Here is a 13,001-nt window from a genome sequence, read left to right on the forward strand (position 1 = left end):
TCCCCGCAGCGTGCCCCGCGGCTTTCCCCGCCGCTGCCCGTCCGCGGCGCTCCCTCCCTCCGCTGCTCAGTGCCAGGGCAGGGACGAGCGGTGGCGCCAGTACACCTCGGGCGGCTCGGCCAGGCCCGCCAGGGCGGTGAGCTGCCGGGCGTCCAGCCGCAGCCGGGCGGCGGCCAGGTTGCTGGCCAGCTGCGCGACGGTGGCGGCGCCCGACAGCACGATGCCCGCCCAGGGCTGGTGCAGCACGGCCGCCAGCGCGACGGCGTCCTGTCCGGCGCCGGTCTCCGCGGCGAGGCGCCGCAGCGGCTCGGGGGCGTCGGGCGCGGCCAGCCTGCCGTTGGCCATGCCTTCCTTGACGATGACGGTCAGCCCCGCCGCGTGCGCCTCGGCGAGCGCGGCGCCGGCGGAGGTCTCCAGCACGTTGTAGGTGGCCTGCACGGTGCGGAACAGCGGCTTGCCGCCCTCGGTGACGCGCAGGGCGGCGCGGATGGTCTCGGCCTGGTGCGGGCCGCTGGTCGTCAGGCCCACGCTGACGCCGTCGCTGGCGAGCGCGGACAGGCGGGCGCGGAGGTCCGGGTCGCCCAGCGCGGGGCTGTCGGGAGTGACGGAGTGGATCTGGTACAGGTCCAGCCGGTCGCCCAGCAGGGCGCGGCTCTCGGCGTACTGGCGGTCGAAGGTGGCGGCGCTGTGGTCTTTGACCTCGTGGACCTCGGCGTCGGTGCGCCAGCCCGCCGTGTACGTGTAGCCCCACTTGCTGCCGGTGACCGCGTCGCCGGTGCCGGGGCGGGAGCGCAGCCACGCGCCGAGGAACTCCTCGGCGCGGCCGTAGGACCGGGCCGTGTCCAGGTAGCGCACGCCCGCCTGGTACGCGGCGTCCAGCAGCTGGTGGGTCCGCTCGCGCAGGGCCGCCGGGGTGCGCTCGGCGGGCAGGTCGCGGTCGCGTCCCAGGGTGAGGTAGCCGGGGCGGCCGACGGCAGCGAGCCCGAGGCCGACGCGGGCCACGGGGGTGGCGTGCGGGCGGAACCGGGAGAACGCCATCGGCGGGTGCCTCCTTCGGGGGCGGTCGGACGCTGCCCGCTCACCGTAACCCCCGCCCGCCGGGCGGGTCCGCGCGGCGGGGCGCTTACGATGCCGGAGGCCGTCCGGGCACACCCGGGGTGACCGGGCCGGATGGCGCGGAAACTGGCCCACGGAGCGAGACGGAAGGGTGTGGCATGAGCGGCGGCACAACGGCTGCGGTGCGGCCGGTGCGGTGGGGAATCCTGGCGACCGGCGGCATCGCGGCGAGGTTCACGGCCGACCTGCGGACGATGCCGGACGCCACGGTGGCGGCCGTCGGCTCGCGTTCCGCCGCGTCGGCGGAGGAGTTCGCCCGGCGCTTCCAGATACCCCGGGCCTACGGCACCTGGGCCGAACTGGCCGCCGACCCGGACGTGGACGTGATCTACGTGGCCACGCCGCACAGCGCCCACCGGGACGCCGTGCGGGAGTGCCTGCGCGCGGGCAAGGCGGTGCTGTGCGAGAAGCCGTTCACCCTCAACGAGGCCGAGGCGAAGGAGCTGGTGGCCCTGGCCCGGGAGCGGGACGTCTTCCTCATGGAGGCCATGTGGATGTACTGCAACCCGCTGGTCCGCCGGGTCGCCCAGCTGGTGGCTGACGGCGCCATCGGTGAGGTGCGGACCGTGCACGCCGACTTCGGCCTGTCCGTGGACGTGCCCGCCACGCACCGGCTGCTCAACCCGGAGCTCGGCGGCGGCGCGCTGCTGGACCTGGGCGTGTACCCGGTGTCGTTCTCCCACCTGCTGCTGGGCGAGCCCGCGGACGTCACGGCGTGGGCGCGGCTGCGCAATGGCGTCGACGTCAACACCGGCGTGGTGCTGGGGCACGCCTCCGGGGCGGTGGCCGCGCTGACGTGCTCCCTGGAGTCGGACACCCCGAGGACCGCGTCGGTGACCGGCACGGCGGGACGGATCGAGATCCCGCGGGGCTTCTTCCACGCGGAGCGCTGCGTGCTGCACCGCGCGGGCCGGGACCCGGAGGAGATCACCGTGCCCGGCCCGGGCGACTCGTATGTGCACCAGGCGGCCGAGGTGATGCGCGCGCTGCGGGCGGGCGAGCGCGAGTCGCCGCTGGTGCCGCTGGACGGCTCGCTGGCCGTGATGCGGACGCTGGACGCGGTGCGGGCCCGGATCGGGGTGCGCTACCCCGGCGAGTGAGACGCCCGCCGGGTCCCGCCGGCCAGCGAGCCGGCCCGGCGGGTGCCGGGCGTCAGCTCGTGCGCGTGGCCCAGGCCCGCTGGACGGCCAGCTGGTCCTTGGCCTCCTTCAGCTGGACGGCGACCGCGGCGGGCGCGGTGCCGCCCCGGGCGTCGCGGGCGGCCAGCGCCCCCTCGACGGTGAGCACGGCGCGCACCCCGGGCGTCAGGTGGGGCGAGATCGCGGCGAACTCCTCGTCGGTCAGCTCGTCCAGCTCGATGCCGCGGGCCTCGCAGGCCTTGACGCACTCCCCCGCGATCTCGTGCGCCTCGCGGAACGGCACGCCCTGCTTGACCAGCCACTCGGCCACGTCCGTGGCCAGGGAGAAGCCCGCGGGCGCCAGTTCGGCCATCCGGTCGCGGTGGACGGTCAGGGTGGCGAGCATGCCGGTGAAGGCGGGGAGCAGCACCTCCAGCTGGTCGCAGGAGTCGAAGACCGGCTCCTTGTCCTCCTGGAGGTCGCGGTTGTACGCCAGCGGCAGGGCCTTCAGCGTGGCCATCAGGCCGGTGAGGTTGCCGATGAGGCGGCCGGATTTGCCGCGCGCCAGCTCGGCGATGTCCGGGTTCTTCTTCTGCGGCATGATCGAGCTGCCGGTGGAGAAGGCGTCGTGCAGCGTGATGAAGGAGAACTCCTTCGTGCTCCAGACGATGATCTCCTCGGCGATCCGCGAGACGTCCACGCCGATCATGGCGGTGACGAACGCGAACTCGGCCGCGAAGTCCCGCGAGGCGGTGCCGTCGATGGAGTTGGCGGCTGAGCCCGACTCGAAGCCCAGCTCGGCGGCGACCGCCTCCGGGTCGAGCCCGAGCGAGGAGCCCGCGAGCGCGCCCGAGCCGTAGGGCGACACGGCGGTGCGGGCGTCCCACTGCCGCAGCCGCTCGCCGTCCCGCGCCAGCGCCTGGACGTGCGCCAGGACGTGGTGGGCGAAGAGCACCGGCTGGGCGTGCTGGAGGTGGGTGCGGCCGGGCATCGGGGCGTCGGGGTGCGCCTCCGCCAGGCCGATGAGGGCCTCCTGGAGGTCGGCGAGCAGGCCGCCGATGATGCGGGCGTGGTCGCGCAGGTACATCCGGAACAGCGTGGCGACCTGGTCGTTGCGGGAGCGCCCGGCGCGGAGCTTGCCGCCGAGCTCCGGGCCGAGCCGCTCCAGCAGGCCCCGTTCCAGGGCGGTGTGGACGTCCTCGTCGGCGACGGTGCCGGTGAACGTGCCGTCCGCCACGTCGGCGGCGAGCTGGTCCAGGCCCTGGAGCATCCGCTCCAGCTCGTCGTCGGTGAGCAGGCCGGCGCGGTGCAGCACCCGGGCGTGGGCCCGGGAGCCGGCGATGTCGTACGGCGCGAGCCGCCAGTCGAAGTGGACGGAGGCGCTGAGCTTCTCCAGGGCCTCGGCGGGGCCGTCGGCGAACCTGCCGCCCCACAGGCGGACGTCGGAGGGCTGCTGTCCGGTCACTGGGCCAGGTCCCGCTTGCTCGCGATCTTGCTGGACAGGCTGAAGATGTCGATGAAGCCCTTGGCCAGCGACTGGTCGAAGGCGTCGCCGGTGTCGTACGTGGCCAGGTTGAAGTCGTACAGCGAGGAGTCGGACCGGCGGCCGGTGACGACGGCGCGGCCGCCGTGCAGCGTCATCCGGATGTCGCCGCTGACGTGCTCGTTGGCCTCGGCGACGAAGCCGTCCAGGGCGCGCTTGAGCGGGGAGAACCACATGCCGTCGTAGACCAGCTCGGTCCAGCGCTGCTCGACCTGCCGCTTGAACCGGGCCAGCTCGCGCTCGACCGTGACGTTCTCCAGCTCCTGGTGCGCGGTGATCAGCGCGATGGCGCCGGGTGCCTCATAGACCTCGCGGGACTTGATGCCGACCAGCCGGTCCTCGACCATGTCGATCCGGCCCACGCCGTGGGCGCCGGCCCGCTCGTTCAGCTCCTGGATGGCCTGGAGCATGGTGACGGGCCGGCCGTCGATGGCGACGGGCGCGCCGCGCTCGAAGGTGATGACGACCTCGTCGGGCTCCCGCGGGACGGCCGGGTCCTGCGTGTAGCCGTAGATGTCCTCGATCGGCGCGTTCCAGATGTCCTCCAGGAAGCCGGTCTCGATGGCGCGGCCGAAGACGTTGGCGTCGATGGAGTACGGGGACTTCTTGGTGGTGGCGATCGGCAGGCCCTTTTCCTCCGCGAAGGCGATCGCCTTGTCCCGGGTCATGGCGTAGTCCCGGACCGGGGCGATGCAGGCCAGGTCGGGGGCGAGGGCGGCGATGCCGGCCTCGAAGCGGACCTGGTCGTTGCCCTTGCCGGTGCAGCCGTGGGCGACGGTGTCGGCGCCGTGCTTCCGGGCGGCCGCGGCCAGGTGCTTGACGATGAGCGGCCGGGAGAGCGCCGAGACCAGCGGGTAGCGGTCCATGTACAGGGCGTTGGCCTTGACCGCGGGCAGGCAGTACTCCTGGGCGAACTCCTCGCGCGCGTCGACGACCTCGGCCTCGACGGCGCCGCAGGCCAGCGCGCGCTTGCGGATGACGTCCAGGCTCTCGCCGCCCTGGCCGACATCGACGGCGACGGCGACGACCTCGGCCCCCGTCGCCTCGGCGATCCAGCCGATGCAGACGGAAGTGTCCAGGCCGCCGGAGTAAGCGAGTACGACGCGCTTGGTCACGGAGGTCTCCTTGGTGAGTGCTGCCCACGACATCTGAGAATAACTATGCAGCACTCCGCATGATTCGTCAAAGCGGGGCGCCGGGCACCGGTGACCGGAACCCCGGGGCGCGGGACCAGGCGGCCGCGCACCCCCCGGGACCTGCGGATTCTGGCGTGAAGTAGCCCTGGCAAGCCCTGCCCGCGCCCATATGCTTCAACAGTCAACTAATCGTCGCCGGCCTGCCGCCCGGTACGGGCCAGCGTTCCGGCCGCCCCGGGTGCGGGCCATGTGCCGCAGGAAGGCAGCTGTATGAGCATTCAGTCCGTCGTACGGGGTACGGCAGCCGCGGCCGCGGTGGCGGTGGGCGCGCTGGTCATGGCGCCCCCGGCCCCGGCCGCCGCGCCCGCCACCGCATCCGCCGGCGCACCCTCCGAATCCGCCACCGCGACTGTCGAGGTGTACTGCGGGTACTTCTACGGTTCCGGGGAGGCCACTCTTGCGGCCGAGCGGCACGGGGACGAGGTGACCCTCACCCTGACAACTCCCGTGCTGTGGGCGACACACGCGATCCCGGCCGGAATGGTGCGCACGACGGTGACGCTGTCCTCCCCGGACGGCGAGGAGGTCACCTTCACCGGGCGCGCCAACCCGGACTGGACGGTGCTCGGGCAGCCCTTCGACTCCGGCCCGATGACGGGCACCCCGCCCGCGGGTGAGGAACTGCGGTTCGCGTCCCTCGTCAGCACGGCCGGCACGATGCGCCTGGAATGCACGCCCCTGTCACCGCAGGAGCCGCCGTTCGTCTTCTGACGGCGGGGCAGGTGACGGCCCGCGGCCTGACGGGCCGTCACTACCCCGGCTCCGCGGAGGCGCCGGGCGGCAGGGCGCGGGCTCAGCCCACGCGCTCGTCGCTGACCCGGTGCTCGGCCTGCCGCTGTGCCAGGCGCAGCAGGTGGTCGGCGAGCGACTGGCCGCCGGCCGGGTCACGGCTGATCAGCAGCACGGTGTCGTCCCCGGCGATGGTGCCGAGGATGTCGTGCACCTCGGCCGCGTCGATGGCCGAGGCAAGAAACTGGGCGGCGCCGGGCGGGGTCCGCACCACGACCAGATTGGCCGACGCCTCGGCGGAGATCAGCAGCTCGCCGGCGAGCCGGGCCATGCGCTCCTCCTTGGCCGACTCCCCCAGCGGCGCCCGGGGCGTGCGGAAGCCCCCCTCGCTGGGGACGGCGTAGATCAGCTCCCCGCCGGTGTTGCGGATCTTCACCGCCCCCAGCTCGTCCAGGTCACGGCTGAGCGTCGCCTGGGTCACGGTCAGCCCGTCGTCCGCCAGCAGCTTGGCCAGCTGGCTCTGGGACCGCACCGGCTGCCGGTTGAGGATCTCCACGATCCGCCGGTGCCGCGCGGCGCGTGTCTGCGGTACGGACGGCCCCGCCGAACTCACGGGTCTGGTCGTGCCCCGGTGCTGCCGCTCTTCTGCCATGCTCCCTCTCAGGGTCCTCTCCGGGTCGTCCTCCGGGTCACTGGCCGGCGGCGGAGGCGCGCGCCGCGTCGGCCGCGTCGAGGATCCCTGGCAGCGCCCGAAGGAAGGCGTCCACCTCCGCGTCGCCGATGATCAGCGGCGGCGCGAGCCGCACCACCTCGGGGGTGGCCGCGTTCACCAGGAATCCCGCATCCTGAGCCGCCTGCTGGACGCGCGGTGCGAGCGGCTCGGTGAGCACGATACCCAGCAGCAGCCCTTCGCCCCTGACGCGGTCCACGAGCGGGTGCCCCAGCCGCCAGATGCCCTCCCGCAGCCGCTCCCCCGTCTCCTTCACCCGCGTCAGCAGGCCCTCGGACTCGATGGTGTCGAGCACGGCGAGCGCGGCCGCGCAGGAGACGGGGTTGCCGCCGAAGGTGGAGCCGTGCTGCCCGGGGCCGAACAGGTCCGCGGCGTCACCGAAGGCGAGGGTGGCGCCGATGGGCATGCCCGCCGCCAGGCCCTTGGCGAGGGTGAGGACGTCCGGTTCGATCCCCTGTGCCTGGCTGGCGAACCAGTGGCCGGTCCGGCCGATGCCGGTCTGCACCTCGTCGATGACGAGCAGGGTGCCGGTGGCGCGGGTAATCTCGCGGGCGGCGGCGAGGTAGCCGCCGGGCGGGACGATCACGCCGGCCTCGCCCTGGATCGGCTCGATGATCACCAGGGCGGTGTCGGTGGTGACGGCGGCGCGCAGCGCGTCGGCGTCACCGTAGGGGACGTGCGTGACGTCGCCGGGCAGCGGGTGGAAGCCTTCCTGCTTGGCGGGCTGCCCGGTCAGGGCCAGGGCGCCGAGGGTGCGGCCGTGGAAGCCGCCCTCGGTGGCGACCATGTGGGTCCGGCCGGTGCGGCGGCCGAGCTTGAACGCCGCCTCGACGGCCTCCGCACCGGAGTTGCAGAAGTAGGCCTTGCCGGGGCGGCCGGCGAGCGCGAGGAGCCGTTCGGCCAGGGCGACCGGCGGCTCGGCGATGAAAAGGTTGGAGACGTGGCCGAGCAGCGCGATCTGGTCGGAGACGGCGCGGACGACTGCCGGGTGGCCGGTGCCGAGCGAGCTGACGGCGATGCCGCCGAGGAAGTCGAGGTACTCCTTGCCGTCGGCGTCCCACAGCCGGGCGCCCTCGCCGTGGGTGAGGGGGACGCGGGGGGTGCCGTAGTTGTTCATCAGGGCGGCCTGCCACCGCCGGGTCAGTTCCTGATTGCTCATCAGTGCGCCTCCTCCGCGGTGCCGCCGGCCTCGTTCGTCCCGTCCGCCTCGCTGGCCTCCCCGGCCCCGCCGGGCTCGTCGGGGACGACCATGGTGCCGATGCCCTCGTCGGTGAAGATCTCCAGCAGGATGGAGTGCTGGACCCGCCCGTCGATGACGCGGGCGGTGCGCACGCCGTTGCGGACGGCGTACAGGCAGCCCTCCATCTTGGGCACCATGCCGCTGGCCAGGTCGGGCAGGAGCTGCTCCAGCTCGCTGACGGTCAGCCGGCTGATGACCTCGTCGCTGTGAGGCCAGTCCGCGTACAGGCCCTCCACGTCGGTGAGGACCATCAGCGTCTCGGCACCGAGCGCGGCGGCGAGGGCCGCGGCGGCGGTGTCCGCGTTGATGTTGTAGACGTGGTCGTCGTCGGAGGACCGGGCGATGGAGGAGACGACCGGGATGCGGCCGTCGTCCAGCAGCGCCTGGATGGCGCCGGTGTCGATGCCGGTGATCTCGCCGACGCGGCCGAGGTCGACGGGCTCGCCGTCCACCTCGGCGTAGCGCTTGGCGGCGGACATGGTGCGGGCGTCCTCGCCGGTCATGCCGACGGCGAGCGGCCCGTGGCGGTTGAGGAGGCCGACGAGTTCGCGCTGCACCTGCCCGGCGAGCACCATGCGGACGACGTCCATGGTCTCGGGGGTGGTCACGCGCAGGCCGCCGCGGAACTCCGAGGTGAGGCCGAGCCGGTCGAGCTGCGCGGTGATCTGCGGCCCGCCGCCGTGGACGACGACCGGCCGCAGTCCGGCGTGGCGCAGGAAGACGACGTCCTGGGCGAACGCGGCCTTCAGCTCCTCGTCCACCATGGCGTTGCCGCCGAACTTGATGACGACGGTCTTGCCGTGGTGGCGGGTGAGCCAGGGCAGCGCCTCGATGAGGATGCGGGCCTTGGGCAGCGCGGTGTGCTTGCGGGCGGGTACGGGTGCGGGTGCGGGCGTCGCGGTCATGAGGAGTAGGCGCTGTTCTCGTGCACGTAGTCGGCGGTGAGGTCGTTGGTCCAGATGACGGCCGAGGCGTCGCCCGCGGCCAGGTCGGCGGTGATGTGCACCTCGCGGGGGCGCATGTCGACCCGGTCCCGGTCCTCGCCGATGGCGCCGTTCTTGCACACCCACACGCCGTTGATGGCGACGCTGAGCCGGTCGGGTTCGAAGGCGGCCGAGGTGGTGCCGATGGCGGCCAGCACACGGCCCCAGTTGGGGTCCTCACCGTGGATGGCGCACTTGAGGAGGTTGCTGCGGGCCACGGCGCGGCCCGCCTCGACGGCGTCGTCCTCGGTGGCGGCGTTGATGATCTCGACGCGGATGTCCTTGGAGGCGCCCTCGGCGTCGGCGACGAGCTGCCGGGCGAGGTCCGCGCACACGGCGTGCACGGCCCCGGCGAACTCCTCGCGCGGCGGCGCGATGCCGGAGGCGCCGGAGGCCAGCAGCAGGACGGTGTCGTTGGTCGACATGCAGCCGTCGGAGTCCACGCGGTCGAACGTGGTGCGGGTGGTCTCGCGGAGCACGGAGTCGAGCTCGGCGGCGGGCAGGTCGGCGTCCGTGGTGAGGACGACGAGCATGGTGGCCAGGCCGGGGGCGAGCATCCCGGCCCCCTTGGCCATGCCGCCCACCGTCCAGCCGTCCCGCTCGGCGACGGCCGTCTTGTGGACGGTGTCCGTGGTCTTGATGGCGATCGCGGCCCGGTCGCCGCCGTACCGGGACAGCCCGGCGGCGGCGGTGGCCAGGCCCGGCAGCAGCTTGTCCATGGGCAGCCGTACGCCGATGAGGCCGGTGGAGGCGACGGCGATCTCGGCGGCCGAGTGGCCCAGCTCCGCGGCGGCGCGCTCGGCGGTGGCGTGGGTGTCCTGGAAGCCGAGCGGGCCGGTGCAGGCGTTGGCGCCGCCGGAGTTGAGGACGACGGCGCTCACCGTGCCGCCGCGCAGCACCTGCTCGGACCACAGCACGGGCGCGGCCTTGACGCGGTTGGCGGTGAACACACCCGCCGCGTCGCGGCGGGGGCCGTCGTTGACGACGAGCGCGAGGTCCGGCTCCCCGTTCTCCTTCAGTCCGGCGGCGATGCCCGCCGCCCGGAATCCCTGTGCGGCCGTGACGCTCATGGTGCGACTCCGATCGTGGGAAGTCCCCGCTCCTCGGGAAGTCCGAGAGCGATGTTCATGCACTGCACCGCCGCGCCGGCGGTGCCCTTGGTGAGGTTGTCGACGGCGCTGACGACGACGATGCGGCCCGCCCGCTCGTCGAGCGCGACCTGCACGAGCACGGTGTTCGAGCCCTGCACGGCGCCCGTGGACGGCCACTGGCCCTCGGGCAGCAGGTGCACGAACGGCTCGGCGTCCAGCGCCGCGGCGTACGCCTCGCGCAGCGCCCCGGCCGTCACCCCGGGCCGGGCGCGGGCGCTGCTGGTGGCGAGGATGCCCCGGGCCATGGGGGCGAGGGTGGGCGTGAAGGAGACGGTGACCGGCTCGCCCGCGACGGCCGTCAGGTTCTGGATCATCTCCGGGGTGTGCCGGTGGACGCCGCCGACGCCGTAGGGACTCATGGCGCCCATGACCTCGCTGCCCATCAGGTGCGGCTTGGGCGCCTTGCCGGCGCCGGAGGTGCCGGAGGCGGCGACGACCACCGCCTCGGGCTCGGCCAGCCCGGCGGCGTACGCCGGGAACAGCCCGAGCGTGACGGCGGTGGGGTAGCACCCGGGGACCGCGACGCGCCTGGACCCCTTGAGGGCGTCACGGGCCCCGGGCAGTTCCGGCAGGCCGTAGGGCCAGGTGCCGGCGTGCGGCGAGCCGTAGTACCGCTCCCACTCCCCGGGCTCACGCAGGCGGAAGTCGGCGCCGCAGTCGATGACCAGGGTCTGCTCGCCGAGGGCACGCGCGACCTCGGCGGACTGGCCGTGGGGCAGGGCCAGGAAGACGACGTCGTGCCCGGCAAGCGTCTCGGGGCTGGTGGGCTCCAGGACCCGGTCGGCCAGAGGGGTCAGGTGGGGCTGGAGCGCGCCCAGGCGCTGGCCGGCGTTGGCGCCGCCGGTGAGCGCGCCTATCTCCGTGTCCGGGTGCGCCACGAGCAGGCGCAGGAGTTCACCCCCCGCATAACCACTCGCACCCGCCACCGCCGCGCGCACTGTCATGGCGACTCCCTCCTGCTCACATCAATGGCATGACTATACGCAGCACGGAACGTTTATGCAATGGCGGGAACCGGCCGCCCCGGCCCGGCAGACCGGCCCGGGGCTCAGGAGCGTGAGGGCCGCGGAGCCGTGGCCCGGATGCCCGCGAGAACGACGCTGACGACGCGCTCGGCGTCCTCGCGGGTAAAGGGGCGGGCACCGCGGTTGACGACGAGGTGAGCCGGGCCGGAGATCATCTCGCCGAGGAAGGAGCTGTCGACCGGAGGGATGTCACCCCGGTCGACGGCGGCGTCCACCCGGCGCCGCAGGGCGGCCTGCCGCTGCTCGAGGATCCTGGTCAGCGTGCGGACGGCGGACCCCTGGCGGGCGGCCTGGAGCGCCTGCTCCAGCGCCCGCCCGAACGGCGTCGCCAGGCCGCTGGCGAGCGCGAGCACGTAGTCCACCAGGTCGCGGTGGAGGTCGCCGGTGTCGGCGACCGAGGCCAGGTCCTCGGCGTAGCGCAGCACGGCCTCGACGACGAGCTCCTCACGGTCGGGCCAGTTGCGGTAGACGCTCGTCTTGTGCACGCCGGCACGCTCAGCGACCTGCTCGTAGCGGAAGCCCGTGACGCCGTCGCGGGCCACGAGTTCGACGGTCGCTTCCAGGATCCGTGCCCGGACGCGCGCGTTGCGGCCGCCGGGGCGCCGCGCGGGCGGCCGGGCAGCGGTCTCGTCGGCGGCCATCGCCGCGCTCACCTCCCGTTTCACCAGGGCGCCGATTGTCGCCAGGGGCGGCGTTGCGGTGCAAGCGAGCGGCACGTACGCTGCTTAAAGCAACAGTTTGTTTCTTTTAGAGCGGCCGGCGCGCCGCACCCGCGGCTCCAGCGCCGCGTTCCGCACCCGTCCCAGCAGCCCCTGGAGGGCACCGTGCACATCCTTGTCTCCGGAGCGGGCATCGCCGGGCTCGCCTGCGCCGGCGAACTCGCCCGCCGCGGCCACGACGTCACCGTCGTCGAGTACGCGCCCCGGCTCCGCCTCACCGGCACCCCCATCGACATCCGCGGCGACGCGATCACCACCGCGGACCGGATGGGGCTGCTGAAGGGAATCCGCCAGCGGCGGATCCGCATGTCCGAACGCACCCAGTTCGTCGACCACGCCGGCGAGCCGGTGGCCTGGCTGCCGCTGGATGAGGTCGGCGACTCCGACGACGACATCGAGATCCTCCGCGAGGACCTGGTGCGGCTCCTCGCCGACGCGCTACCGCCGTCCGTGGCGCTCCGCTTCGGCGACTCGGTCGCGGCGCTGGACGACGGCGGCGACGGCGCCACCGTGCGCTTCGCCTCCGGCCGCACCGGCCGGTACGACGTGGTGATCGGCGCCGACGGCCAGCACTCGGCGGTGCGCGCCCTGGCCTTCGGGCCCGAGGCGGCCTACGTGCGGCATCTCGGCGCCTACGTCGCGCTCGCCTCCTATCCCGCCGAGGCGGGAGGAACGGGCCCCAACCTGATCTGCAATGTCCCCGGCCGGATGGCGGGCCTGTTCCGGTACGGGGGCACGGCCACCGCGGTGTTCCAGTTCCGCTCGGAGCCGCTCGGCTACGACCACCACGACGTGGCCGCCCAGAAGCGGATCCTCGCCGGCGTCTTCGCGGACTGCCGGTCATGGCGGATCCCCGAGCTGCTCGACGCGGCCCTCGCCGACCCCGGCTTCTATCTCTCCTCCGCCAGCCAGATTTGCATGCCCAACTGGCACCGCGGCCGGGTCGTCCTCGTCGGGGACGCTGGCTACAGCCCCGCCTACCTCTCGGGCCGCGGCACCTCGCTCGCCCTCACCGGCGCCCGTTTCCTCGCTGAGGAGCTGGACCGGTGCGACGGCGACCACGCCGCCGCGTTCGCGCGGTACGAGGAGCGGCAGCGCCCCTACGTCACATTCGCCCAGGACCGCGTCCACGCCGGCCGCGCCCGCGTCCTGCCGGCGACCTGGGAGGACATCGCCGCCCGCAACGCGGCGCTGCGCGCGGCCGGCGCCGCCGCGTGACCGGCGCGCCGCCCCGCTCCGCGGCACCGGCGGCGCCCCCGCCCGCCGGAGAAAGCGCTGGTGAACGACCCGCCCCGGCTCCGCCGAGCGACTCTGGCACCAGCGGGTCCTGCTCCCGCGGCCGTCCTCACCCTCGCCACCGTCCCGGCGGACGTCCCGGCGGACGTCCCGGCGGACATGGTCACCGGCTCGCCCATGAGGGTTTTGCCCCGGCTGCTGGACCACGTCGGCCC

General features: G+C 74.0%; 12 protein-coding genes. 3 read left to right on the top strand and 9 right to left on the bottom strand.

The genetic code is table 11. From position 1 onward, the window contains the following. Positions 1 to 66 precede the first annotated feature (66 nt). Entirely contained in the window at positions 67 to 1,038 is a 972-nt protein-coding gene (locus JK356_RS11720; protein ID WP_201867596.1) for an aldo/keto reductase, read from the bottom strand. A gap of 176 nt (positions 1,039 to 1,214) precedes the next feature. Here JK356_RS11720 and JK356_RS11725 point away from each other — a divergent pair, with 176 nt between their 5' ends. Continuing rightward, on the top strand, positions 1,215 to 2,216 hold the full coding sequence (locus JK356_RS11725; protein WP_201867597.1) for a Gfo/Idh/MocA family protein: 1,002 nt from the start codon (positions 1,215 to 1,217) through the stop codon (positions 2,214 to 2,216). Positions 2,217 to 2,268: 52 nt separating this feature from the next. On the opposite strand, the gene argH is transcribed toward JK356_RS11725, so the two are convergent. Both argH and JK356_RS11735 read right to left on the bottom strand, forming a co-directional pair. Further along, positions 2,269 to 3,699 carry an argininosuccinate lyase gene (gene argH, locus JK356_RS11730; RefSeq protein WP_201867598.1) on the bottom strand — a complete coding sequence of 477 codons (1,431 nt, stop codon included), beginning with the start codon at positions 3,697 to 3,699 and terminating at the stop codon, positions 2,269 to 2,271. Further along, positions 3,696 to 4,892, bottom strand: coding sequence for an argininosuccinate synthase (locus tag JK356_RS11735; protein WP_201867599.1), 1,197 nt, complete (start codon positions 4,890 to 4,892; stop codon positions 3,696 to 3,698). Before JK356_RS11735 ends, argH begins: the two co-directional genes overlap by 4 nt. Positions 4,893 to 5,183: 291 nt before the next feature. On the opposite strand from JK356_RS11735, the gene JK356_RS11740 reads away from it, so the two are divergent. Next, positions 5,184 to 5,684 (top strand): hypothetical protein, encoded by a 501-nt coding sequence (locus tag JK356_RS11740; protein ID WP_201867600.1) that lies wholly within the window; start codon positions 5,184 to 5,186, stop codon positions 5,682 to 5,684. An 82-nt stretch (positions 5,685 to 5,766) separates the two neighbouring features. Here the strand turns inward: JK356_RS11740 and JK356_RS11745 are convergent, their stop codons facing one another. The 6 genes from JK356_RS11745 to JK356_RS11770 form a co-directional block, all read right to left on the bottom strand. After that, positions 5,767 to 6,354 (bottom strand): arginine repressor, encoded by a 588-nt coding sequence (locus JK356_RS11745; RefSeq protein ID WP_201867601.1) that lies wholly within the window; start codon positions 6,352 to 6,354, stop codon positions 5,767 to 5,769. 37 nt (positions 6,355 to 6,391) lie between these two features. Next, on the bottom strand, positions 6,392 to 7,591 hold the full coding sequence (locus JK356_RS11750; protein WP_201867602.1) for an acetylornithine transaminase: 1,200 nt from the start codon (positions 7,589 to 7,591) through the stop codon (positions 6,392 to 6,394). Continuing rightward, entirely contained in the window at positions 7,591 to 8,577 is a 987-nt protein-coding gene (gene argB / locus JK356_RS11755; RefSeq protein WP_201867603.1) for an acetylglutamate kinase, read from the bottom strand. The genes JK356_RS11750 and argB overlap by 1 nt, the downstream gene beginning before the upstream one ends. Beyond that, positions 8,574 to 9,725: a bifunctional glutamate N-acetyltransferase/amino-acid acetyltransferase ArgJ gene (argJ, locus tag JK356_RS11760; protein WP_201867604.1), complete on the bottom strand. Its 1,152-nt coding sequence runs from the start codon at positions 9,723 to 9,725 to the stop codon at positions 8,574 to 8,576. The genes argB and argJ overlap by 4 nt, the downstream gene beginning before the upstream one ends. Further along, positions 9,722 to 10,750: an N-acetyl-gamma-glutamyl-phosphate reductase gene (argC, locus tag JK356_RS11765; protein WP_201867605.1), complete on the bottom strand. Its 1,029-nt coding sequence runs from the start codon at positions 10,748 to 10,750 to the stop codon at positions 9,722 to 9,724. Before argC ends, argJ begins: the two co-directional genes overlap by 4 nt. A gap of 104 nt (positions 10,751 to 10,854) precedes the next feature. After that, complete coding sequence (locus tag JK356_RS11770; RefSeq protein WP_307815531.1) at positions 10,855 to 11,496, bottom strand: TetR/AcrR family transcriptional regulator C-terminal ligand-binding domain-containing protein; 642 nt, start codon at positions 11,494 to 11,496, stop codon at positions 10,855 to 10,857. A 159-nt stretch (positions 11,497 to 11,655) separates the two neighbouring features. Between JK356_RS11770 and JK356_RS11775 the strand changes: the two genes are divergently transcribed. Further along, the gene (locus tag JK356_RS11775) at positions 11,656 to 12,768 is read left to right on the top strand and encodes an FAD-dependent monooxygenase (RefSeq protein ID WP_201867606.1); all 1,113 of its coding nucleotides are present in this window, start codon (positions 11,656 to 11,658) and stop codon (positions 12,766 to 12,768) included. Positions 12,769 to 13,001: the final 233 nt, after the last annotated feature.

This window comes from Streptomyces sp. 7-21 (assembly GCF_016741785.1).
Classification (GTDB): Bacteria; Actinomycetota; Actinomycetes; order Streptomycetales; family Streptomycetaceae; genus Streptomyces.

Bases quoted from the DNA above. Each gene is read 5' to 3' on its own strand.
- JK356_RS11720 (WP_201867596.1), bottom strand. From the start codon at position 1,038: ATGGCGTTCTCCCGGTTCCGCCCGCACGCCACCCCCGTGGCCCGCGTC.
- JK356_RS11725 (WP_201867597.1), top strand. From the start codon at position 1,215: ATGAGCGGCGGCACAACGGCTGCGGTGCGGCCGGTGCGGTGGGGAATC.
- JK356_RS11740 (WP_201867600.1), top strand. From the start codon at position 5,184: ATGAGCATTCAGTCCGTCGTACGGGGTACGGCAGCCGCGGCCGCGGTG.
- JK356_RS11745 (WP_201867601.1), bottom strand. From the start codon at position 6,354: ATGGCAGAAGAGCGGCAGCACCGGGGCACGACCAGACCCGTGAGTTCG.
- JK356_RS11750 (WP_201867602.1), bottom strand. From the start codon at position 7,591: ATGAGCAATCAGGAACTGACCCGGCGGTGGCAGGCCGCCCTGATGAAC.
- argB (WP_201867603.1), bottom strand. From the start codon at position 8,577: ATGACCGCGACGCCCGCACCCGCACCCGTACCCGCCCGCAAGCACACC.
- argJ (WP_201867604.1), bottom strand. From the start codon at position 9,725: ATGAGCGTCACGGCCGCACAGGGATTCCGGGCGGCGGGCATCGCCGCC.
- argC (WP_201867605.1), bottom strand. From the start codon at position 10,750: ATGACAGTGCGCGCGGCGGTGGCGGGTGCGAGTGGTTATGCGGGGGGT.